Source organism: Bacillus niameyensis (assembly GCF_001375535.1).
Taxonomy (GTDB): Bacteria; Bacillota; Bacilli; order Bacillales; family Bacillaceae_C; genus Lederbergia; species Lederbergia niameyensis.
Window position 1 is genome coordinate 36,085 of sequence record NZ_LN831197.1, and the last position, 23,505, is coordinate 59,589.

Annotated in this window: 19 protein-coding genes; 16 read left to right on the top strand and 3 right to left on the bottom strand. The window is 37.7% G+C overall.

Features of this window, described 5'->3' with window-relative positions:
* Positions 1-8 precede the first annotated feature (8 nt).
* Positions 9-944: a DHH family phosphoesterase gene (locus tag BN1243_RS00240; protein WP_062110233.1), complete on the top strand. Its 936-nt coding sequence runs from the start codon at positions 9-11 to the stop codon at positions 942-944.
* Between the two features lie 174 nt (positions 945-1,118).
* Here BN1243_RS00240 and ytrI read toward each other — a convergent pair whose 3' ends face one another.
* Together ytrI and BN1243_RS00250 are read right to left on the bottom strand one after the other, a co-directional pair.
* Positions 1,119-1,625, bottom strand: a complete 507-nt coding sequence (gene ytrI, locus BN1243_RS00245; RefSeq protein ID WP_062104291.1) for a sporulation membrane protein YtrI — start codon at positions 1,623-1,625, stop codon at positions 1,119-1,121.
* A complete protein-coding gene (locus BN1243_RS00250; protein ID WP_084781757.1) occupies positions 1,622-1,954 on the bottom strand; it encodes a sporulation membrane protein YtrH in 333 nt (110 codons plus the stop codon). The genes ytrI and BN1243_RS00250 overlap by 4 nt, the downstream gene beginning before the upstream one ends.
* 189 nt (positions 1,955-2,143) lie before the next feature.
* Between BN1243_RS00250 and dnaE the strand changes: the two genes are divergently transcribed.
* The 8 genes from dnaE to BN1243_RS00290 all read left to right on the top strand — a co-directional run bounded on the left by dnaE (position 2,144) and on the right by BN1243_RS00290 (position 12,971).
* Positions 2,144-5,476, top strand: a complete 3,333-nt coding sequence (gene dnaE / locus BN1243_RS00255; RefSeq protein WP_062104293.1) for a DNA polymerase III subunit alpha — start codon at positions 2,144-2,146, stop codon at positions 5,474-5,476.
* Positions 5,477-5,663: 187 nt separating this feature from the next.
* Positions 5,664-6,902 (top strand): NADP-dependent malic enzyme, encoded by a 1,239-nt coding sequence (locus tag BN1243_RS00260; RefSeq protein ID WP_062104295.1) that lies wholly within the window; start codon positions 5,664-5,666, stop codon positions 6,900-6,902.
* A 5-nt stretch (positions 6,903-6,907) separates the two neighbouring features.
* A complete protein-coding gene (locus tag BN1243_RS00265) occupies positions 6,908-7,537 on the top strand; it encodes a FadR/GntR family transcriptional regulator (RefSeq protein ID WP_062104297.1) in 630 nt (209 codons plus the stop codon).
* Positions 7,530-8,402, top strand: a complete 873-nt coding sequence (gene accD, locus BN1243_RS00270; RefSeq protein ID WP_062104299.1) for an acetyl-CoA carboxylase, carboxyltransferase subunit beta — start codon at positions 7,530-7,532, stop codon at positions 8,400-8,402. The genes BN1243_RS00265 and accD overlap by 8 nt, the downstream gene beginning before the upstream one ends.
* Positions 8,396-9,373 (top strand): acetyl-CoA carboxylase carboxyl transferase subunit alpha, encoded by a 978-nt coding sequence (gene accA / locus BN1243_RS00275; RefSeq protein ID WP_062104301.1) that lies wholly within the window; start codon positions 8,396-8,398, stop codon positions 9,371-9,373. The genes accD and accA overlap by 7 nt, the downstream gene beginning before the upstream one ends.
* Positions 9,374-9,533: 160 nt before the next feature.
* A complete protein-coding gene (pfkA, locus tag BN1243_RS00280; RefSeq protein ID WP_062104302.1) occupies positions 9,534-10,493 on the top strand; it encodes a 6-phosphofructokinase in 960 nt (319 codons plus the stop codon).
* Between the two features lie 239 nt (positions 10,494-10,732).
* Complete coding sequence (gene pyk, locus BN1243_RS00285) at positions 10,733-12,493, top strand: pyruvate kinase (protein ID WP_062104303.1); 1,761 nt, start codon at positions 10,733-10,735, stop codon at positions 12,491-12,493.
* A gap of 91 nt (positions 12,494-12,584) precedes the next feature.
* Positions 12,585-12,971 (top strand): FxsA family protein, encoded by a 387-nt coding sequence (locus tag BN1243_RS00290; protein ID WP_062104304.1) that lies wholly within the window; start codon positions 12,585-12,587, stop codon positions 12,969-12,971.
* Between the two features lie 32 nt (positions 12,972-13,003).
* On the opposite strand, the gene ytvI is transcribed toward BN1243_RS00290, so the two are convergent.
* Positions 13,004-14,122, bottom strand: a complete 1,119-nt coding sequence (gene ytvI / locus BN1243_RS00295) for a sporulation integral membrane protein YtvI (RefSeq protein WP_062104305.1) — start codon at positions 14,120-14,122, stop codon at positions 13,004-13,006.
* Positions 14,123-14,219: 97 nt separating this feature from the next.
* On the opposite strand from ytvI, the gene BN1243_RS00300 reads away from it, so the two are divergent.
* The 7 genes from BN1243_RS00300 (at position 14,220) to polA (ending at position 23,477) form a co-directional block, all read left to right on the top strand.
* Positions 14,220-14,681, top strand: coding sequence for a DUF441 domain-containing protein (locus BN1243_RS00300; protein ID WP_062104306.1), 462 nt, complete (start codon positions 14,220-14,222; stop codon positions 14,679-14,681).
* Positions 14,682-14,957: 276 nt separating this feature from the next.
* Positions 14,958-16,073, top strand: a complete 1,116-nt coding sequence (gene citZ, locus BN1243_RS00305) for a citrate synthase (protein WP_062104307.1) — start codon at positions 14,958-14,960, stop codon at positions 16,071-16,073.
* A gap of 69 nt (positions 16,074-16,142) precedes the next feature.
* A complete protein-coding gene (gene icd, locus BN1243_RS00310; protein ID WP_062104308.1) occupies positions 16,143-17,411 on the top strand; it encodes an NADP-dependent isocitrate dehydrogenase in 1,269 nt (422 codons plus the stop codon).
* A 125-nt stretch (positions 17,412-17,536) separates the two neighbouring features.
* Positions 17,537-18,475, top strand: a complete 939-nt coding sequence (gene mdh / locus BN1243_RS00315; protein WP_062104309.1) for a malate dehydrogenase — start codon at positions 17,537-17,539, stop codon at positions 18,473-18,475.
* Between the two features lie 304 nt (positions 18,476-18,779).
* Positions 18,780-19,760: an FtsH protease activity modulator HflK gene (hflK, locus tag BN1243_RS00320; protein ID WP_062104310.1), complete on the top strand. Its 981-nt coding sequence runs from the start codon at positions 18,780-18,782 to the stop codon at positions 19,758-19,760.
* Entirely contained in the window at positions 19,753-20,682 is a 930-nt protein-coding gene (gene hflC, locus BN1243_RS00325; RefSeq protein ID WP_062104311.1) for a protease modulator HflC, read from the top strand. Before hflK ends, hflC begins: the two co-directional genes overlap by 8 nt.
* A gap of 164 nt (positions 20,683-20,846) precedes the next feature.
* On the top strand, positions 20,847-23,477 hold the full coding sequence (gene polA, locus BN1243_RS00330; RefSeq protein WP_062104312.1) for a DNA polymerase I: 2,631 nt from the start codon (positions 20,847-20,849) through the stop codon (positions 23,475-23,477).
* The last annotated feature ends 28 nt before the right edge of the window (positions 23,478-23,505 follow it).

Here is a 23,505-nt window from a genome sequence, read left to right on the forward strand (position 1 = left end):
TCGTGCAAATGAAACAGCAAATACTAGATACAATCCAAAAATATGATAAAGTCATAATCCATCGTCATGTACGTCCAGATCCTGATGCGTATGGATCTCAAGGAGGACTTGCAGAAATTTTAAAAGCTTCTTTTCCAGATAAAGAAGTATATGTAACAGGGGAACGAGATCCAGAATTGGATTTTTTATTTCTACCAGATGCTATTTCTGATGAAATGTTTCAAGGAGCGCTCGTAATAGTCTGTGATACAGCTAACCTGGAGAGAATTTGTGATGAACGCTATTCTAGAGGTGAACGACTAATTAAAATTGACCATCATCCGAATGAAGATCCATATGGTGATCTATTATGGGTAAATACAGATGCATCCTCAACGAGCGAAATGATTTATGATTTTTATGAGTTCGGAAAAAATCAAGGTTTAAAAATGACAAATGAGGCTGCTCGACTTTTATTTGCAGGGATTGTCGGAGATACAGGCCGTTTTCAGTATCCTAGTACTACTTCCCAAACATTCCATTACGCTGGCGAATTAATCAGCTATGACTTTGATCGAACTGAGCTTTTCAATCAAATGTATGAACTAAAACCTCATATGATTAAGCTTCAGGGCTATGTGTATGAACATTATGTGATGAATGAAGATGGTGCTGCAACGGTTAAAATTACAAAAGAAACGTTGGAATCTTTTTCGGCAACACCGTCAGAAGCTTCGATTCTTGTCAGCTCACTAGGAAATATTAAGGGGATTAAAGCATGGTGCTTTTTTATTGAGGAAAAAGATGAAATACGAGTTAGGTTGCGATCGAAGGGACCTGTCATTAACAAAATTGCTATGAAATACGGCGGAGGTGGACACCCGCTTGCTGCAGGGGCATCTGTTTATTCATGGGAAGAAACGGAACAGGTAATAGTAGATATTCAAGCAGTGTGTAAAGAATAGGTTGGTCTTTATTTTGCTCAACTAGCTAACATCTGTGAGACAAGCAGGGCAGGAAGGGCCTTGCTTTGTCTCTCAGATGTGCTTTTCATCCTAATACAGAAATTCACCCATCGTATAATTCCATCAAAAGTCAAAAATTCTTACGTCGCTAACGGCCTTCCACCGTTTTTCAAATTAGTCCGCAAGCCTTAGTTCGACCTCTATTTGGATCGTAGTATAAAAATATATTTCTCGAATAAGGAGTTCGTATTTTTTACCGTTAATTGCAACTATTTTATTTTGGATTGTTTTTTTAATAATTTCTTTATTTTTATAGATGATTCCTAGCTCTTTAGTGAGTAGTGACTTCAAATCCTCTTTTATATCTTCTTCTGCAGTTAAAATACTTTGACTGTCTTTAATATTATATTTTTCATAGCCAGTAAGTTTTACTTTAATTTCTTGAATCGTTAACTTTTCCTCATTTTTTTTATTTAACTCTCGGTAATCCTCTCGCCAAATATCAATGTCACTATTAAGCCTTTTGATTTCATTCGCCTGTTCCTGTAAGACAACACTGTTTCTTTCTTGTACAACCCCAAACATATATAGAAAAATTATCCAGCTTATACAGCCTCCAATGGCAACACCTGCCATAAAGCGTTGCCATACGGGAGAGCGGTACAATGGAGGGATTCTCATGATATATGCTCCTGTGTTAGCCATGAAATGATTAATGATGCTGCTTTCGCTCCACCCATTGCGGATAAAATGAGTAAAAATTGCTTAAATAAATCTTTTGTTCCCCCATCTAAAAATCCTTTTTCAAAACTGTAAACTGTATCAAAAGTACCTCCAATCGCAGCCACGATCGCCCAAATTCTGATACTCCCGGAGATTTTATGGATTTCGGTAAGTAGAGGTTCTCCAGTAATAAATGATGCCAGTCCTCCGATTAGTGAACCGCCAATTACTACTCCGAAAGCAATAAAGAAGCCATTAAAAAATGCAGGAAAAAAAGCCTCATTCACGACGATCATCTCCAATTTATAGATTGTCCTTAGTTAAATATATGGGACAATGGCTCACTCTATGATGGAAAGGGGGCTTCTTTCACATAATTTATTTAACTTGTCCATGGCAAAGAAAGTCATCGTTATTCCATTTTTTTTCATGCTAGTCCATAATAGAAAATAGAAATAAGGGTAGGTGTTATACTCATGAATTTTGCCCATTTACAAATATCCACAGCTTATAGTTTACTTTCAAGTACGATTTCCATCCCGGCATTAATTGATCAAGCCCAAAAGTTGGATTATAAAGCGCTAGCCATTACAGATCATAATGTTTTGTACGGTGTTTTGCCGTTTTATAAACAGTGCTTAAAAGCGAAAATTAAACCGATTATCGGCATGACAGCATTTATCAAATTGGATGAGTCAGCTGCATGTCCATTTATTTTACTTGCTAAAAATAACCATGGTTACGAAAATTTGTTGAAAATTTCTAGTGTAATTAAAACAACGCGAGAAGAGTCGATCATATTGGAAGATTTCATCTCCTATACTTCTGGCTTAATTGCTTTAACTCCAGGAAAAAACGGTAGGATTGAACAATTACTTCTACAAGATCAAAAAGATCAGGCCATTGTAATAGCTAAACAGTTTTTAAATATTTTCGGCAAAGATCATTTTTATCTCTCCGTTCAACAACATCACAATGATATGAAATTGCTAACTTCGATAAAGGAGTTAGCAAGCAATCTTGATATCCCTCTTGTGGCTACGAATAATGTTCAATATCTCGAGAAGGATGATTCTTTCGCTCGCGACTGTTTAATAGCTATTCGTGACGGTGTAAAGAATATTCGAGAACTAGTGACGGAGGAGGACCATCAGGATTACTATTTCAAATCTCAGAAAGAAATGGTGGACTTATTTATTGACCTACCTGACGCCATTGCAAATACATTGAAAATTGCCGAAGAATGCAATGTTATGATTGAAACAGGTAGAGAGCTGTTACCAAAATACCCTCTTTCTGAAGGGGAAAAGTCAAGTCATGTCTTAAGTGAATTATGTAAAAGAGGACTAATTGAGAAGATTTCTAATCCAGACCAAAAATATTGGGATCGATTGGCGTATGAATTGAAAATTATTAATCAAATGGGTTTTAATGATTACTTCTTAATAGTCTGGGATTTTATGAAATATGCCAGGGATCACAATATTTTAACTGGACCAGGTAGGGGGTCAGCTGCGGGAGCGCTCGTCTCCTTTTTACTAGGCATCACTGATGTTGATCCAATTAAACATGGCTTGCTTTTCGAACGGTTTCTAAATCCAGAACGAGTGAGTATGCCAGATATCGATATTGATTTTCCGGATCATAGGCGAGATGAAGTCATTCAATACGTCATGAATAAATATGGTAGAGAAAATGTTGCTCAAATCATTACATTTGGAACGTTTGCAGCAAAAGCGGCCCTACGCGATACTGCTCGCGTCTTCGGCTTGAATTCTGAGCAAATGGAGAAGTTATCGAAGTTGGTTCCTTCAAGGCTTGGTATAACATTGAAGCAAGCTTTTCAGGAGTCAGACGGTCTTAAGGACTTTATTAATCAATCTGACCATAATCGAAAGCTTTTTGAAACAGCTTTGAAAATTGAGGGACTTCCTCGTCATACTTCAACTCACGCTGCAGGTGTAGTTATTTCGGAACGTCCATTAACGAATTATATCGCGCTTCAAGGTGGAGAGACGGGGACTTATTTAACTCAGTTTCCAATGGAGAACCTCGAGGAAATTGGACTATTAAAAATGGATTTTTTGGGACTACGAAATTTAACACTTTTGGAGCAAATACAAAAAAGCATTGAATTAAGAACGAGGAAGAAAATAAACATTAAAGAGATCCCTTTTCAAGATCAGAAGACTTTTAATCTTTTACAACAAGGGGAGACTTCGGGTATCTTCCAATTAGAATCAGAGGGCATGAGAAAAGTCTTACGAGATCTTAAGCCGACTGAATTTGAAGATATTGTAGCGGTTAACGCTCTATTTAGACCTGGTCCAATGGAGAATATTCCGCTTTATATTGCTCGCAAGCAGGGTGTCCAAAAGGTGCAATATCCGCACCCAGATTTGCATGATATTTTAAGCCTTACCTATGGTGTTATAGTTTATCAAGAACAAATCATACAGATAGCTTCTAAGATGGCAGGCTTTTCATTAGGGGAAGCTGATTTACTTAGAAGAGCAGTTAGTAAAAAGAAAAGGGATGTATTGGACGAGGAAAGGAAACACTTTGTTGAAGGAGCACTAGGAAAGGGATATGACAAAGAAACAGCCCATGAAATTTATGATTTAATTGTTCGTTTTGCCAATTATGGATTTAATAGAAGTCATGCTGTTGCGTATAGTTTCATATCATGGCAATTAGCGTGGTTAAAAGCAAATTATCAAGAAGATTTCATGGCTGCCCTTTTAACCTCTGTCATTGGAAACGAAGAAAAACTCTCAAAATATATAGCTGAAGCAAAACAAAACGGGATAAATATACTGCCTCCCTCTATTAATGCTAGTCACTTTCCGTTTATTTCTGATGCAAAAGGGATTCGCTTTAGTTTAGGGGCAATAAAAGGAATCGGTGCTGCCGTTTTGAGAGAAATCATTCAAGCAAGAAAAAGAGGACCATTTCAAGATTTATTTGATTTTTGCATTAGAGTTTCACCAAGAACTATTAACCGTAAAGTAATAGAATCTTTGATCCATTCTGGAGCATTTGATGAATTTGGTTATGATCGGGCTGTATTATTAGCTACTTTAGACGTCGCTTTAGATCATGCTGAGTTTATGAGGCCAACAAATGAATTAGATTTATTTATTGATGAGTTTCAAGTAAAACCAAAATATGTAAAAGTTGAACCGATCGCTATAGTTGATAAGCTTTTCTATGAAAAACAAGTACTTGGACTCTATATTTCAGATCACCCAACAAGTGTCTTTACGGAGAAATTTCGTGCGCTAGGGACAAAGTCATTGCATGAATTAAAGAGTGGAGAGCGAAATGTGATAGCTGGAGTCTATTTCATAAACCTGAAAAAAATTAGAACAAAAAAAGGGGAGCTTATGGCTTTTGTGAAAATGAGCGATTCCTCAGGTGATATGGAAGGGGTTATTTTTCCAGATGTTTTTCGAAAATATGGAGCGCATTGTAAAGAAGGAGAAACGGTTTTAGTTTCCGGTAATATTGAACAGCGGGGAGAAATCACCCAATTTATCATTCAAAGGATTCAATCACCTGAGGAGATTTCTATCCCAAAGAGACCAACACTATACATTAAGATCCCTACTGAACTTCATCACCAGAAGATACTTTACCAACTTCAAGGTATTTTCCAGGCACATCCCGGTTCCACGATGACAGTTCTTCATTACGAAAAAACAAGCCAGACAATAAGGTTAGGATCAAAGGATTGGGTAAATGTGTCAAAAACTACTTTAACTGAATTACAAAATCTTCTTGGGAAAGAAAATGTAGTTCTGAAATAACTTTTTCAATCTGCACAAAATATGATATATTATTTTAGAAGCTTTTGTGGCCAGACCACTTCCACTGAAAAATGCAATAAAACGTGCAGGGTATTAGCGGATCGACCTAACAAGCTAGAAGCGCTACGACAATTGTGACTAGTCTGTCGTTATGCGCCAAAGCTAGGCATAAAGGAGTGAAGTTTTTTTGACTTTACGAGAAGAAGCACTGCATATGCATAAAATCAATAGGGGTAAGCTGGAGTCGAAATCAAAGATCGAAGTGAAGAATGCCAAAGACTTGAGTCTTGCCTATTCTCCTGGTGTTGCTGAACCTAGTAAGGCCATTTTTAAAGCGCCTGAAACAGTTTATGACTATACAATGAAGGGGAATATGGTGGGGGTTGTTACAAATGGCACAGCTGTTTTAGGTCTTGGCAATATAGGCCCGGAAGCTGCCTTGCCTGTGATGGAGGGAAAAGCAGTTCTGTTTAAAAGTTTTGCCGGAGTCGATGCTTTTCCTATATGTTTAAATACGACTGACGTTGAAGAATTTATAAGAACTGTGAAATTATTAGAACCCAATTTTGGTGGTATTAACCTAGAGGATATTGCTGCTCCTCAATGTTTTGTGATTGAGGAAAGGCTAAAAAAAGAAACGAATATTCCTGTCTTCCATGATGATCAACATGGAACTGCAATCGTCACAGTTGCTGGGTTAATAAATGCGTTGAAAATCACGAAAAGACGCATGAATAACATTAAAGTAATATTGAATGGAGCGGGTGCGGCTGGAATAGCTATACTTCAGCTCTTACACAGTTACGGCGTCCGAGATATCATTATGTGTGATTCTAAGGGGGCCATCTACGCAGGTCGTCAAGAAGGAATGAATGATGTCAAAAATAAAGTGGCAAGCTATACAAACTTAAACAAACAACAAGGAAATCTTGCAGAAGTTATAAAAGATGCAGATGTTTTTATTGGTGTTTCTGTAGCCGGTGCCTTAACACGGAATATGATTCTATCTATGCATAAAGATCCGATTATTTTTGCGATGGCTAATCCTGATCCGGAAATCATGCCTCACGATGCATTGGCAGCCGGTGCAAAAGTGATTGGAACAGGTCGTTCTGATTTCCCAAATCAAGTTAACAATGTGTTAGCCTTTCCGGGTATATTTAGGGGTGCTTTAGATGTAAGAGCAACTCACATTAATGAAGAAATGAAACAGGCAGCTGTATTAGCTATAGCCAATTTGATTTCAAATGAAAAGCTCTCAGCAAATTATGTTATTCCAGGGCCTTTTGATCCTCGGGTTGCTCCAGAAGTAGCTGCTGCTGTCGCTAAAGCTGCAATGGAAACAGGAGTTGCACGAATAAAAGTGGACCCAGATGAAATTCGCGACCGAACAAAAAGGCTCGCGGTCATTAGCAAAAGTGAGTGAAAGTCATGGACAATAGTGCACAACAATCTAAAGTATATCTAGGAATTGTGAAAGATATTAAGGAAATGATTCGAGCGGATGGATTGGAAAAAGGGGACAAAATTCCTTCTGAACGAGAATTATCAGAACGTTTGAAAGTAGGACGCTCCTCAGTCCGCGAAGCCCTTCGTTCACTTGAACTGTTAGGTCTAATAGAAACACGCAGAGGCGAAGGGACTTTTTTGTGTGATTTTAAAAATCATCAATTGATTAATCTGCTAGGAATGTTTATTTTAGAAGATCCGAATGTAAAAGAGGATTTAATTGAAACGAGAAGAATAATAGAAATAAACATACTTCAACATATTAGCTCTTTAGAGGACAAGTCAAAACTTCAGAAATTGATTCTGCAAGATAATGTAAAATGGGAAGATGTTATGGAACTCGCCCATAATCGATTGCTTTATAGAATTTGGCAAATCATTAATAATTATGCATCTGAATGGAAACAGCCAGATATACAAGTTGATTCTTCGTTTTTAGAATCAATACTCGCAGGAAACATTGAAAAAGTTCTTACTTATTATCAAGACTCACATAGGGGAGTATTATCTGGCCGATCGAAGCCGATTTTAGGGGGGGATCCGCATGCTTAAAGATTTTTTTTCGAAGCCAAAGAAGAAGAAATACGCAGCTATACCATCTGAAGCAGCAAAAAAAGATGTACCTGAAGGAATTATGACTAAATGTCCAGAATGTAAAAAGATTATGTATACAAAGGATTTGCGAAAAAGTTTGAAGGTATGTTTGTACTGTGGTCATCATATGAGAATGACCGCTTTTGAAAGAGTGGACAGTTTGTTGGATGAAGGCAGTTTCCAAGAAATTAACGATTCTATAGCATCAGAAAATCCACTAGGATTTCCAGGATATATGGAAAAACTTGAAAAGTACCAAAAAAACACAAAACTCGATGAGACCGTACTTACAGGTACTGGAGCAATTAATGGGCAGAATATTGTAATTGCTGTAATGGATTCGCACTTTTTTGGAGTAGGAAGTATGGGATCTGTCGTCGGCGAAAAAATTGCTAGAGCAATTGAAACAGCTGGAGAGATGAAGGTTCCATTTTTGATATTCACAGCATCTGGTGGAGCAAGAATGCAAGAAGGAATTCTCTCACTCATGCAAATGGCGAAAACAAGTGCAGCCTTAAAAATGTTTAGCGATGAGGGCGGATTGATAATTTCGGTGATGACCCATCCAACAACTGGCGGAGTTTCAGCAAGCTTTGCTTCATTAGGTGATTTTAATTTTGCTGAGCCAGCTGCATTAATCGGTTTTGCTGGTCGACGTGTAATCGAACAAACGATTAGGGAAGAGCTGCCAGATGATTTTCAAACAGCTGAATTTTTATTGGAACATGGACAGTTGGACGCAGTAATCCATCGTCATGAACTTAAAGATAAACTGACAACAATTTTAGAAATACATCAGCAGGCAGGTGAACTCACATGGTAAATGGATTAGAATTTGAAAAGCCCGTATTGGAACTACGGAAAAAAATTGCCGAGTTAAGAGAGTTCACGAAAGACTCTGATGTCGATTTTACAGAAGAAATAGATAAACTTGAAACTAGATTGGAAAAATTAGAAAAAGAAGTTTATGAAAATATGGCTCCTTGGGACCGTGTACAAGTAGCCCGCCATGCTAATCGCCCGACTACATTGGACTATATTAATCTTATTTTTACTGATTTTATTGAATTACACGGTGATCGGCTTTTTGGTGATGACACAGCGATAGTTGGCGGAATTGCAAAATATCGAGGATTACCTGTTACAGTAATTGGACATCAAAGAGGAAGAGATACGAAGGAAAATATATTAAGGAATTTCGGGATGCCACATCCTGAAGGTTTCCGAAAGGCACTTCGTCTCATGAAACAGGCCGAAAAATTTAATCGTCCAATTATTACTTTTGTAGATACAAAAGGAGCATATCCTGGAAAAGCTGCAGAAGAACGGGGACAAAGTGAAGCTATAGCTAGAAATTTATTTGAAATGGCTGGTTTCAAAGTTCCGATTATTTGTATAGTAATCGGAGAAGGTGGTAGTGGAGGTGCCTTAGGTTTGAGTTTAGGTGACCGCATCTTTATGCTTGAGAATTCTATTTACTCGGTTATTTCTCCTGAAGGAGCAGCAAGTATTCTATGGAAAGACGGTTCTTTGGCGAAAAAAGCTGCGGAAGCGATGAAGATTACTGCCCCAGATTTACTGGAACTTGGAATTATTGATGATATTATTCCAGAAGTTAAAGGCGGTGCCCATAGAAACGTTGGGCAACAAGCTGAAAATATTGATAATATATTAATGGCTACTCTTAAAGAAGTCATAGCAATCCCTAATGAGCAAAGAATTTTAGAACGCTATCAGAAGTATAAAAAAATGGGTCATTTTCATGAAGAAAGAAATTATGAAAAAACTTTCTAAGTTCAATTAATTCGCAATTAGGTATCGGACTATTAAAATCGATACCTTTTCTTGTGAAAAATTTGAGAATCTGTCGATAAAGTGGTATTTTTATCTTGCATGGTAAAAAAATTTCTATAAAAGTAGAGATATTTGATTATTTTACATTGGAGTGACTAGGATGAAAAGACTAGGCGTATTAACAAGTGGTGGAGATGCTCCAGGCATGAACGCAGCCATACGAGCTGTTGTTAGAAAGTCCATTTATCACGGAATCGAGCCATATGGAATTTACCAAGGTTACAGTGGATTGATTAATGGAAATATTAAAAAGTTGGAAATAGGTTCCGTAGGCGATATTATTCAACGTGGAGGAACTGTTTTGCGTTCAGCCCGCTGTGAGGAGTTCAAAACAAGGGAAGGTCAGCTTAAAGGTGTGGAGCAATTAAAAAAGCATCAAATCGATGGCCTCGTTGTAATTGGCGGTGACGGTTCTTATCAAGGTGCTAGAGCTTTAACAGGGCATGGATTCCCATGTGTTGGTGTTCCTGCAACAATTGATAATGATATTTCGGGTACTCAATTTACAATTGGATTTGATACAGCGTTAAATACTGTATTGGATGCAATTGACAAAATTCGTGATACAGCCTCTTCGCACGAACGAACATTCATTATTGAAGTGATGGGACGAGGTGCTGGGGATATTGCACTTTGGTCAGGTCTTGCTGGCGGAGCAGAGACGATTATTGTTCCAGAAGAAAAGCTTGATATGAATGATATTAGTGACCGCTTGAAAAAAGGCCAATTACGTGGTAAAAAACATACGATCATTATTGTGGCTGAAGGTGTTATGAGTGGTACAGAATTCGCCGATAAATTGAAAGAGGCTGTAGATATTGAGACAAGAGTATCAGTTCTTGGACATATTCAGCGTGGTGGAACTCCAACAGGATTTGACCGGGTGTTAGCAAGTCGTTTAGGTGCAAGGGCAGTTGAAATTCTGATGGAAGGCAAAGGTGGACGAGCTGTTGGAATAATGAAAGATCAAATTGTAGACAATGACATTTCACAGATATTGGATCAACCACATTCTTTCCAAAATGAAATGTTTGATCTTTCTAAGGAATTATCAATTTAAAGCCAAATGCTTGTATCCATACGGCAATAATCTTCAAGGTTTTGCTAAGCGCCTTATTTTAAGAGATAATTAAGAGGAAATTGTTTGTGCTGAATCTAGCAAAATGCTTAGTGTCTTGCAAATTTTGATATCAATTTGATAATGGGGCGTCCATTCGGATGGCGTTTCCATTATCGCCAAGTTTGTGTGGCGCTGAGCAGGCGCTTTTGTTCTGCAACAGACTCTAGGAGGATAATTACATGAAAAAGACAAAAATCGTTTGTACAATTGGCCCAGCTAGTGAAGATACAGAAACATTGTATCAACTTATTAATGCGGGTATGAATGTGGGGAGATTGAATTTTTCCCATGGTGATCATGATGAACATTTAAATAGAATTGTTAATATTAGAGAAGCAGCTAAACGCGCTGGAAAAAATGTCGGGATCTTACTTGACACAAAAGGGCCGGAAATTCGAACTCATAATATGGTTAATGGTGCCATTGAGTTACAACAAGGTTCAACTGTAATTGTTTCCATGAATGAAACTGAAGGAACAGAAGAAAAGTTCTCTCTTTCCTACCCAGGTTTAATTAATGACGTTCATGTTGGTTCTACTATTTTGCTTGATGATGGCCTAATTGGGCTTGAAGTAACGAAAATTAGAAAAGAAAACAATGAAATTGAAACAAAGGTTTTAAACACTGGCGTATTAAAAAACAAAAAAGGTGTCAATGTCCCAGGTGTCTCTGTGAACCTACCTGGTATGACTGAGAAAGACGCAAGGGATATCTTGTTCGGTATTGAGCAAGGTGTTGATTTCATTGCAGCTTCTTTCGTAAGACGGGCTACGGACGTTCTTGAGATTAGACAACTTCTTGAAGAGAATGGTGGAACACATATCCAGATCATTCCTAAGATCGAAAACCAAGAGGGTGTAGATAATATTGATGAAATATTAGCTGTATCTGATGGTCTAATGGTTGCACGTGGTGACCTAGGGGTAGAAATTCCAACTGAAGCTGTTCCCCTAGTTCAAAAAATGTTAATTAGAAAATGTAACGAAGCAGGAAAACCTGTTATTACAGCGACACAGATGCTAGATTCTATGCAGCGCAATCCAAGACCAACTAGAGCAGAAGCTAGTGACGTTGCTAATGCGATTTTAGATGGATCGGATGCTGTTATGTTGTCAGGGGAAACAGCGGCTGGGAATTATCCTGTAGAAGCTGTGCAAACAATGAGCAACATTGCAGAATCAACAGAAGAAGCGATGGATCATAAAGGAATCTTGGATTATGTGAGTAAAAATAATAGACCGAATATGACAGATGCTATTTGTCAATCTGTTGCACATACCGCTATCAATTTAGACGTTGATGCGATTGTTGCACCAACTGAAAGTGGTCACACAGCTCGAATGATTTCTAAATATCGTCCAAAAGCTCCGATCATTGCTGTAACATACAACGAAGCTATTGTACGTCGTCTTATGCTTCAGTGGGGTGTATATCCACAAATGGGCAAAAAAGTATCGACAACAGATGATATGCTTGATGGTGCAGTGACAGAATGCTTAAATTCCGGATTAGTTCAACACGGTGATCTCATTATCATCACTGGTGGAGTTCCAGTCGGTGAAGCAGGAACAACAAACTTAATGAAAGTACATGTGATCGGCGATGTATTGGCGAAAGGCCAAGGGATCGGTAAAAAGACAGCAATTGGTAAAGCTGTTATTGTAAGGAATGCAAAAGAGGCAAAAGAAAAAGCAGAACCAGGTTCGGTAATGGTAGCAATTGGAACTGATCGTGATATGGTTTCCGCCTTAGAAAACTGTTCAGCGCTAATCACTGAGGAAGGCGGCTTAACAAGCCATGCTGCCGTTGTTGGGCTTAATCTCAATATTCCAGTGATCGTTGGAGTAGAGAATGCGACGAAACTTATTGAAGATGGCCAAGAAATTACCGTAGATGCAACGCGTGGAATTATTTATAACGGGCATGCAAGTGTACTTTAAGAATATTGTATTAAGGAGTCGGATTATTTTCCGGCTCCTTTTCCATATGGTATGATAAGAAAGTAATTATAATGAATCGGATGTGGAGCCGATGAGGTTTTTCGTATTATTGTTTATTATTGTTCCCGCTTTGGAAATAGGTTTGTTTATATTAGCTGGAAACACGATAGGTGCTTGGCCAACTGTGTTATTGATTATTGTAACAGGTTTTTTAGGAGCTTATTTAGCGAGGAAACAAGGAATAAAGGCTCTTTATCAAGTGCAAGATCAGCTTCTATCAGGCCAACCTCCAGGTATTGCTTTACTTGATGGTGTTTGCATTTTGTTGGGAGGGATTTTATTATTAAGTCCCGGCTTCATTACAGATGTGACAGGACTTTTATTGCTTCTGCCAATTACCCGAAAGTTAGTAAGACCTTACCTTTTAAAGCTCATTAAAAAGTGGATAAATCGCAAACAAATATACATTTATCGATAAAAAAAGAGCCACTAGCGGCTCTTTTTTTAGGACTATTTGGAGGGATCCCCCTTAATATATGTCCAGATATCCTGAAAAACATGGGCTTTATGAAGTGTTGTAATTAAAACAAGTAGAACCGGGCCAACGATCAAACCAAGGAATCCTATCATTTTAAAACCAACAAATAACGCAATTAATGTTGCTAATGGATTCATGCCAATATTGGAAGATAAAATTTTTGGTTCCATTACCTGCCTTTGAACAACAACTACCGTGTATAAAATACCAAGTCCTAAAGCGAGTCCATAATTTCCGGTGATCATCTCATAAATAATCCAAGGGACGAAAACAGTTCCGGTTCCTAAGTAGGGGAGCAAATCAAAAATCCCGGCAATTAATGCGATTGTGATTGCATACTTAACTTTAAGAATGAGCAAACCAACTAGGACAATAACGAGTGTTATAGAAATCAGTGTGAATTGGGCTTTCACAAATCCTGCTAATGCCTTTTTTAAATCAGAGAAAACTTTACTTCCACTGCCTGTAACTTTATCTGGTATTAAACGGATTACGATGTCCCTCAACTTATACCAATCTTTACTAATAAAAAAAGTAGCTAATAAAGAAAAGACAAGAACTGTTGCAGCATTAGGGATCCAAGAGACTAATGAAGGTAATCCTAAAAAGAAATTTTGTAAAAAAGTTGTAGCACTTTCAGTAATTCTACTTCCCGTCTTGCTAATACTATCCATAATCGTATCTTGTTGCCCACTTTCAAGGCTATTGAACATACTAGCAATTTGATTATAGAAAGGGATGACCTGAGCGGCAAACCAATTTTGGATCGACTCAATAAGGATTCGGGTCTGGTCAGGCACTACTTTCGCTAAATAATTAGCTCCGTCAACTATTTCCGCGATCAACAAGGTTATTAACCCAGCAAAAATACCAATTAATAAAATTAATGATGTAAGCACAGCTAAAGTTCTAGGGAATCTACAAGTTTTTTCTAAAAAATGGACGGCTGGATTAATTAACAGGGCAATAACAATTGCAATAATAAAAGGGTAGGTAAATTTTGCGACAAAATAGATTAAAATAAATGAAATGATGATGGTCATGATGACTATAAGAAAACGAATTAATCTTTGAACATTTTCACGTTTCATTCGGTCACCTCAACAATTTCTTGAATGATCATTCTGTTTTTACTAATCATATCATGTTTACTGGGTTGACTGTAAGATTTAGGAAGGGAAGATTTAAATGTTTAATCAGCCGCTTTTATTTATGATCTTATTATTAACGATTGGTTTTATTGCAAAGAATAATTCTCTAATCGTTGCTGCAGCAGTATTAATAATTTTAAAGCTAATTGGCTTAGATGGAAAATTATTTGAAACTTTACAAACAAAAGGGATTAACTGGGGAGTTACGATCATAACGATTGCTGTTCTTGCACCGATTGCTAGTGGTCATATCGGTTTCAAAGAATTGGGCGATGCCGTTAAATCTCCATATGCTTGGATAGCTCTTGGAGCAGGCATGGCTGTTGCCCTCATTGCAAAATATGGAATACAGTTATTATCGACAGATCCCCATATTACAACTGCACTTGTAATTGGGACTATCCTTGCAGTAGCTGTTTTTAAAGGAGTTGCAGTAGGACCATTAATTGGAGCTGGTATCGCTTATATGGCTATGAAAATTTTTGACTTCTTTCAGTAAAATGTTGCCGATTTTTGATACACATAAAATCGTAAGAGATGAAATATATGTAAAATGCTTGGGAATATGAAGCGTTTCCATTCCCAAAACTGAAAAATTTAGTTATAATGGCAAAGGAAGCAACTCAATCCGAATAGACAAGATTCATATTTAGTCTATAATAATGTATGAAAACTGTTTCATTTATTATGTGAAAATGGATTGCTGTTTTACAGTCTAGTATGGATTGGCTGCAAAACTAGGCGATTTAAAAAAGATAAAGGAGATGTTACTTTTATGACAGCAACACGCGGACTGGAAGGAATTGTTGCAACAACTTCCTCCATCAGTTCAATCATCGATGATACCCTTACATACGTTGGTTATAATATTGATGACTTGACCGAAAATGCAAGTTTTGAAGAAGTCATTTATTTGCTATGGCATTTAGAATTACCAAATAATGAACAACTAGAAGAACTGAAACAACAGCTTGCGGATGATATGGAGATTCCACAAGAAGTGATTGATAGTTTTAAAATGTATCCTATCAATAAGGTTCATCCAATGGCAGCTCTTCGTACTGCTGTATCGACATTGGGTCTTTTTGATGATGAAGCAGATGTTATGGAGCAAGAAGCGAACTATCGGAAAGCGATTCGCCTTCAAGCGAAGATGCCTACGATCGTAGCGGCATTTTCGAGAATTCGAAAGGGATTAGATCCAATTGCTCCAAGAAAAGATTATAGCATTGCAAAAAACTTCTTATATATGTTGAATGGCGAAGAGCCAACAGCTGTTGAAGAAGAAGCAATGAATAAAGCGCTCGTTCTTCATGCTGACCACGAGTTAAATGCTTCCACATTTACTGCTAGAGTGTGTGTTGCTACTTTATCTGACATGTATTCAGGCGTCACTGCAGCTATCGGCGCTTTGAAAGGTCCGTTGCATGGTGGAGCAAATGAGCAAGTAATGAACATGCTAAGTGAAATCGGTACATTAGAAAATGCTGAGCCTTATATATTAGATAAGTTAGCAAATAAAGAAAAAATCATGGGATTTGGTCACAGAGTTTACCGTCAAGGAGACCCACGTGCCAAGCACTTACGTGAAATGTCTAGAAAGCTAACAGATATTACTGGAGAACCGCAATGGTTTGAAATTTCTGAAAAAGTACGCGAAGTACTAACTTCGAAAAAACCATTACCGCCAAATGTGGATTTTTATTCAGCATCTGTTTACCATAGTCTTCGTATTGATCATGATCTGTTTACACCGATCTTTGCTGTATCTCGTGTATCTGGGTGGATTGCCCACATTCTTGAACAATATGAAAATAACAGATTAATTCGTCCTCGTGCAGAGTATACAGGACCTGGAATGAGAGAATTTAAATCACTTGCAGATCGATAATCAAAGAATATAGAAAATTTATAAAAACTTTGATAGCATAGTTGTTGATATGAAAATGGAGGGAACAAAATGTCACAAGGTCAAAAGATTACAGTAGAAAATGGAGTACTTCAAACTCCTGATAACCCGATTATTCCTTTTATTGAGGGAGATGGAACAGGCCCTGATATTTGGGCAGCAGCGCAAAAGGTATTGGATGCGTCTGTAGAAAAAGCATATGGCGGCAAAAAGAAAATCGAGTGGAAAGAAGTATACGCTGGGGAAAAAGCCTTTAATAAAACGGGCGAGTGGCTTCCGGCCGAAACACTTGATACAATTCGCGAATATTTAATTGCAATCAAAGGACCACTTACAACACCTATTGGCGGTGGAATTCGTTCTCTAAACGTTGCTCTTCGTCAAGAGCTAGACTTATTTGTTTGCTTACGTCCGGTTCGTTATTTTGATGGAGTACCTTCCCCTGTTAAACGTCCTGAAGATACAGATATGGTCATTTTCCGTGAAAATACAGAAGATATCTATGCAGGAATTGAGTATAAAGAAGGCTCAGAAGAAGTACAAAAGCTGATTACTTTCCTTAAAAACGAAATGGGTGTTAATAAAATTCGTTTCCCAGAAACTTCCGGAATCGGTATTAAGCCTGTATCGCAAGAAGGAACAGAGCGACTTGTTCGTGCAGCAATCAACTATGCTATTAAAGAAGGGCGCAAATCTGTAACACTTGTTCATAAAGGTAATATTATGAAATTTACAGAAGGCGCGTTTAAAAATTGGGGTTATGAACTAGCTGAAAAGGAATTTGCTGATCAAGTATTCACTTGGAATCAATATGATCAAATTAAAGAAGCTGAAGGTACAGATGCAGCTAATAAAGCTCAAGCTGATGCCGAAGCAAACGGAAAGATTATCATTAAAGATGCTATTGCTGATATCTTCCTACAGCAAATTCTAACTCGTCCAAAAGAATTTGATGTAGTTGCGACAATGAACCTTAACGGAGATTATATTTCCGATGCTCTAGCTGCTCAAGTTGGTGGAATTGGTATTGCTCCAGGTGCTAACATTAACTACGAAACTGGACACGCTATCTTTGAAGCAACACATGGTACAGCACCTAAGTATGCGGGCCTTGATAAAGTAAACCCATCTTCTGTTCTTCTTTCAGGTGTTCTTATGCTAGAACATTTGGGCTGGAACGAAGCTGCAGATATGATTATCAAATCTGTAGAAAAAACAATTGAATCCAAAGTTGTTACTTACGATTTTGCGCGCTTAATGGATGGTGCTACTGAAGTAAAAACATCTGAATTTGCGAATGCATTAATTGAAAATATGTAAGAAGTAAAAAAGAACCTCTGTGAGCGAGCGCTATAGCCAATTGGCTTCGCTCGCTTTCGAGCGTTATAATGCTAGTGCTGCTCACGGCAACTACAAAACATCCTGAAGAAAGAAGGGACTTTTTCATGACATTGAAAAGAAAAAAGATCTCGGTAATCGGCGGTGGTTTTACAGGTGCAACAACAGCGTTTTTATTAGCTCAAAAAGAACTTGGCGATATTGTATTAGTGGATATACCGCAAATGGAAAACCCTACTAAAGGGAAAGCTTTAGATATGCTGGAAGCTGGGCCTGTTCAAGGATTTGATGCTAACATTATTGGTACGTCAAACTATGAAGATACAAAAGATTCAGATGTAGTTGTCATTACAGCGGGAATTGCTCGTAAACCAGGAATGAGTCGTGATGATTTGGTTCAAACAAACCAAAAAGTGATGAAAAGTGTGACGAAGGAAATTGTGAAGTACTCTCCGAATTGCTTCATTCTTGTTTTAACAAATCCAGTTGATGCGATGACATATACCGTTTACAAGGAATCAGGCTTTCCGAAAAATCGCGTAATTGGGCAATCTGGTGTACTTGACACAGCGCGATTCCGTACATTTATAGCACAAGAACTAAATCTTTCTGTAAAAGACATTACTGGTTTTGTATTGGGCGGCCATGGTGATGACATGGTTCCGCTAGTTCGTTATTCTTACGCTGGTGGAATTCCACTTGAAACTCTAATGTCAAAGGAACGTCTTCAGGCAATTGTCGAACGTACTCGTAAAGGCGGCGGAGAGATTGTTAATTTACTTGGGAATGGAAGTGCTTACTATGCACCGGCAGCTTCCCTTGTAGAAATGGTCGAGGCAATTGTGAAAGACCAACGTCGTGTACTTCCATCTATCGCTTATTTGGAAGGTGAGTATGGTTTCGATGGTATTTATCTCGGAGTACCTACAATACTTGGTAAAGGTGGAATTGAAGAAGTCATTGAGCTTGAACTAACTACTGAAGAAAAAGCAGCATTAGAGAAATCAGCCAACTCGGTTCGTGATGTCATGAAGGTCTTAGTTTAAAAGAATTTTAAGCCGTCCGATTGTGAAGACAACATCGGGCGGCTTTTTTAGGACAGTTTATGAATTTCAGTTTTATCCCGCATTAACTGGCTGTAAGACCCCCACTTCAAGAATTCGAGGAGAATCGAAGAATTGTAAATGGGGGATCAACAGCCAGTAAAAGCCCGATTGGTTCAACTAACAATCAGTGGGCAATGTAGAAAACCCCACTGATTGAAGTTTCACTTTATATTAATTTAATGAAACCATTTAACGACTTATTCGTATAAAGAGATTGAGAGATTACTAGAAGGGGAAGGGTACTATGAGCTTAAAGCGAATTTATACAGCAACAGGTATGATCATAGGCATTATTGTTCTCGCTATTGTTGCGATGACTTCTTGGTACACAGTAGACGAATCAGATCAGGCTGTAATATTAACTTTTGGAAAAGTTGACCAAACAGTGACAGATCCAGGGTTACATTTTAAACTGCCATGGCCAATTCAAAATGTAGAAAAATTGCAAGCTGAGACTTTGAAATTAGATTTTGGCTTTTTGGATGAGGCAGGATCAAAAAGTGAAACAAAGATGATTACTGGTGACGAAAATATTGTATTAGCAGACCTCGTAGTTCAATGGAAAATAACAGATCCTGAAAAATACTTATTTAATGCCGAAAATCCGGAAGGAATATTGTATAACGCAACATCCGCGTCTTTAAGAAGTATTATCGGAAGTTCAAAAATTGATGATGCGTTAACGACGGGAAAAGCCGAAATAGAGGGGAATGTCCGTGATCTTCTAACATCATTATTAGATAAATATGATATCGGCATTTCCGTTTTAGCTGTTAATCTGAAAGATGTTGAATTGCCAAACGAAGAAGTCCGCAGTGCATTTACAGCTGTGACAGATGCTCGTGAGACGATGAATACAAAGATAAATGAAGCGAAAAAATATGAAAACAAACGTATGAATGAAGCTGAAGGGGAAAAGGCTGCAATCAAATCTAATGCTGATGGAGAGAAAGCGGCGCGGATTGAGGAAGCACGTGGTAATGTTTCCGTATTTAATTCTCTTTATGAACAATATAAAACAAATCCTGAAATTACGCGTGAACGTCTAACATTGGAGACACTTGAAAAAGTGCTTCCAGGGGCTGAAATCTATATTATGAATGATGATGGTAATACATTAAAATATTTCCCTATTCGCCCATTAGAGAAAGAAACTACAAAACAAGCAGACACAAACAACAATACCCCAGCGCCTAACGACGAAGGAGGGGAAAAGAATGAGTGATAAAGTAGTGAATATGGAGAAAAAAACGATCGATCGAGAAGTGCGAAAATACATGAAGGTCGGAATGTTTTTCATCGGATTGATTGTTTTACTCGTGTTGTTCCTATCTAGCATTTTTATCGTTAGAGAGGGCGAATATAAAGTAGTTCGTCAATTTCAAGAAGTAGTTCGAGTGGAAAGCGAACCTGGCCTCGCCTTTAAAATTCCGTTTCTCCAAACGGTTTCCACTTTACCAAAATACCAAATGATTTATGATGTATCACAAGCAGAAATTAATACGAAAGACAAAAAGCGTATGATTATTGATAACTATGCTGTTTGGAAAATCGACGATCCACGAAAAATGATTTCCAATGCGAGAACGGTGCTCAATGCTGAATCACGGATGGAAGAGTTTATTTACTCCGTTGTTCGTGCTGAGCTCGGTCAATTAAACTACGCTGAAATCATCAATGATGAAAAATCATCGCGGGGAAGTTTAAACGATCAAGTAACAGAAAAAGTGAATGCATTACTTTCTAAAGACGAATATGGGATTACAGTTATTGATGTTCGTACAAAACGGACAGATTTACCAGAGGAAAACGAAAACTCAGTATATACTCGAATGGTTTCAGAACGGCAATCTACAGCGCAAGAATACTTATCAAAAGGGGATGCCAAGAAAAATGAAATTATGGCAGAAACCGACCGAAAAGTTACTGAAATGCTCTCAATAGCCAAAGCAGACGCAGAAGAAGTCCGCGCTGAAGGAGAAGGAGAAGCAGCTAAGATTTATAATAAAGCTTTTTCAAAAGATCCAGAATTCTATAATCTATATCGGACATTAGAAACGTATAAGAAAACGATTGGTGAAGATACTGTGATTGTCATTCCGTCTGACTCACCTTATGCAAGAATTTTAATGGGCTATACAGAATAAATTATTGAGAATCCCGCATATCAATGGCTGTGCGGGATTCTTTATATATAACAGAAATACTTCCTACAAGAAAAGCAATCCCCATCATTTTTACTTTCTACGCCCGCATGCTAAAATAGATATATTAAATATTGGACGAACCTGCTCCACAGGAGGTTTTTTTATTGAAGAAAAGATTAATGTTAATTGACGGTAATAGTATTGCATATCGAGCCTTTTTCGCCTTGCCGCTATTGAACAATGATAAAGGAATCCATACAAATGCAATTTACGGATTTACTACTATGTTAATGAAAGTATTAGAAGAGAAAAAGCCAACTCATATACTTGTTGCTTTTGACGCAGGAAAAACAACATTTCGTCATTCTACTTTTACGGAATACAAGGGTGGCAGACAAAAAACGCCACCTGAACTATCCGAGCAATTTCCATTTTTGCGCGATCTGCTTGATGCATACGGAATCAAACGCTATGAGCTAGAAAACTATGAAGCAGATGATATTATTGGAACATTAGCTACTAAAGCGGAAAAAGAAGGCTTTGACGTTCTAATTATTTCTGGTGATAAAGACCTTACGCAACTTAGTACGGAAAAAACAACAGTTGCGATTACACGAAAAGGTATTACAGATATTGAAGAATATACTCCTGAACACATTCAAGAGAAATATGGTCTTACAGCAGAGCAAATTATTGATATGAAAGGTTTAATGGGCGACCAATCTGACAATATACCTGGAGTACCTGGTGTTGGCGAAAAAACGGCGATCAAATTATTAAAACAATTTCATACATTGGAAAATTTACTTGAACATATTGATGAAGTCAGCGGAAAAAAATTAAAAGAAAAACTCGCCGAAAATAAAGATCAAGCAGTTATGAGTAAAGATCTAGCCACGATAATGAAGGAAGCACCAGTAGAGATATCTGTAGATGATCTCAGTTATGAAGGATATGATCCAACCCAATTATCGGCTGCATTTAGAGAACTTGGTTTTAACTCTTTATTGGACAAACTTGATGGCGTAGAAGAAATGGAGATCGATGAAGTAAAGGAGCTTCCTTTTCATATCATTGAAACTATAGATGAAGAAATTCTGACTGATAATACAGCTCTATATGTTGAAGTACTTGATGATAATTATCATACTGGGGATATTATTGGACTAGGGCTTGCGAATGAGACTGGAAATTATTATATACCAACAGAAGTAGCGCTAGAATCTGATACATTTAAACAATGGGCAAATGATTCCTCAAAAAAGAAACGTGTATATGATGCTAAACGTTCGGTTGTGGCACTGAAATGGCGTGGAATTGATTTAAAAGGAATTGATTTCGATTTATTACTTGTTTCCTATTTATTAAATCCATCTGAATCAACGGAAGATTTTGCTGGTGTTGCGAAGCGCCATCAATATACAGATATTCATTCAGATGAAGCTATTTTTGGCAAAGGGGCAAAAAGAAAAATTCCTGATGTACAAGAGTTAGCAGAACATCTCGCACGAAAAGCTGTAGGAATTAATGCGTTATATGACCGTTGCTTAAAAGAACTAGAAGAAAATGAACAAACAGATCTATTTTATGATCTTGAGTTGCCACTTTCCATGATTTTAGCCAAAATGGAGTATACCGGTGTGAAGGTAGATGTTAACAGGCTTACTGAAATGAAAGAGGAACTAGCTTTACGATTAAATGAGATCGAATTACGAATATATGAACTTGCAGGTGAAAAATTTAATATTAATTCGCCTAAACAACTAGGGGTTATTCTGTTTGATAAGCTAGGGCTACCTGCTATTAAAAAGACGAAGACCGGCTATTCGACTTCTGCAGATGTATTGGAAAAATTAGAGCAGGCGCATGAGATTATTCCAGAGATATTAAATTATCGGCAACTTGGAAAACTCCAGTCTACTTACATTGAAGGCTTGTTAAAAGTTGTTCATAGGGATACAAATAAAGTGCATACACGCTTTAATCAGGCACTTACTTCAACAGGAAGATTAAGTTCAACAGACCCTAACCTTCAAAACATCCCGATTCGTTTAGAAGAAGGCCGTAGAATTAGACAAGCATTTATACCGTCTGAAGAGGACTGGGTGATCTTTGCAGCCGACTATTCTCAAATTGAATTGCGTGTTTTAGCGGAAATCGCACAGGACGAAAATTTGAAGGAAGCCTTTTTACAAGATATGGATATCCATACGAAAACAGCATCAGATGTCTTTCATGTTCCTGCGGATGAAGTTGATAGTAATATGCGTAGGCACGCAAAAGCAGTTAACTTTGGTATTGTCTATGGCATTAGTGATTACGGCTTATCCCAGAGCCTTGGAATTACGAGAAAAGAAGCAGGGGAATTTATTGAACGCTACTTACAAAGCTTCCCAGGGGTTAAAAATTATATGGAAGATATTGTCCAAGAAGCTCGGGAAAAGGGGTATGTATCGACACTTCTCCATCGTAGACGTTATATTCCGGAAGTAACGAGCCGCAATTTTAATATAAGAGGTTTTGGTGAGCGAACTGCGATGAACACACCCATTCAAGGGAGTGCCGCCGACATCATTAAGAAAGCAATGATTGATATGGCCAAGCGTTTGGAGAAAGAAAACTTACAAACTCGCCTTTTACTGCAAGTACATGACGAATTAATATTTGAAGCGCCAAAATCAGAAATTGAAACGTTAATAGAACTAGTCCCGGAAGTGATGGAACAGGCTTTACAACTAACTGTACCATTAAAAGTTGAATATGCGTACGGACCTACTTGGTTTGATTCAAAATAAGAAAGAATTATTAGCCTCCACTATAAAA

What these genes read in the sequence shown, in the direction of transcription:
- BN1243_RS00240 (WP_062110233.1), top strand. Translation starts at nt 9, where the DNA reads ATGAAACAGCAAATACTAGATACAATCCAAAAATATGATAAAGTCATA.
- ytrI (WP_062104291.1), bottom strand. Translation starts at nt 1,625, where the DNA reads ATGAGAATCCCTCCATTGTACCGCTCTCCCGTATGGCAACGCTTTATG.
- dnaE (WP_062104293.1), top strand. Translation starts at nt 2,144, where the DNA reads ATGAATTTTGCCCATTTACAAATATCCACAGCTTATAGTTTACTTTCA.
- BN1243_RS00265 (WP_062104297.1), top strand. Translation starts at nt 6,908, where the DNA reads ATGGACAATAGTGCACAACAATCTAAAGTATATCTAGGAATTGTGAAA.
- accD (WP_062104299.1), top strand. Translation starts at nt 7,530, where the DNA reads ATGCTTAAAGATTTTTTTTCGAAGCCAAAGAAGAAGAAATACGCAGCT.
- accA (WP_062104301.1), top strand. Translation starts at nt 8,396, where the DNA reads ATGGTAAATGGATTAGAATTTGAAAAGCCCGTATTGGAACTACGGAAA.
- pfkA (WP_062104302.1), top strand. Translation starts at nt 9,534, where the DNA reads ATGAAAAGACTAGGCGTATTAACAAGTGGTGGAGATGCTCCAGGCATG.
- pyk (WP_062104303.1), top strand. Translation starts at nt 10,733, where the DNA reads ATGAAAAAGACAAAAATCGTTTGTACAATTGGCCCAGCTAGTGAAGAT.
- BN1243_RS00290 (WP_062104304.1), top strand. Translation starts at nt 12,585, where the DNA reads ATGAGGTTTTTCGTATTATTGTTTATTATTGTTCCCGCTTTGGAAATA.
- ytvI (WP_062104305.1), bottom strand. Translation starts at nt 14,122, where the DNA reads ATGAAACGTGAAAATGTTCAAAGATTAATTCGTTTTCTTATAGTCATC.
- BN1243_RS00300 (WP_062104306.1), top strand. Translation starts at nt 14,220, where the DNA reads ATGTTTAATCAGCCGCTTTTATTTATGATCTTATTATTAACGATTGGT.
- citZ (WP_062104307.1), top strand. Translation starts at nt 14,958, where the DNA reads ATGACAGCAACACGCGGACTGGAAGGAATTGTTGCAACAACTTCCTCC.
- icd (WP_062104308.1), top strand. Translation starts at nt 16,143, where the DNA reads ATGTCACAAGGTCAAAAGATTACAGTAGAAAATGGAGTACTTCAAACT.
- mdh (WP_062104309.1), top strand. Translation starts at nt 17,537, where the DNA reads ATGACATTGAAAAGAAAAAAGATCTCGGTAATCGGCGGTGGTTTTACA.
- hflK (WP_062104310.1), top strand. Translation starts at nt 18,780, where the DNA reads ATGAGCTTAAAGCGAATTTATACAGCAACAGGTATGATCATAGGCATT.
- hflC (WP_062104311.1), top strand. Translation starts at nt 19,753, where the DNA reads ATGAGTGATAAAGTAGTGAATATGGAGAAAAAAACGATCGATCGAGAA.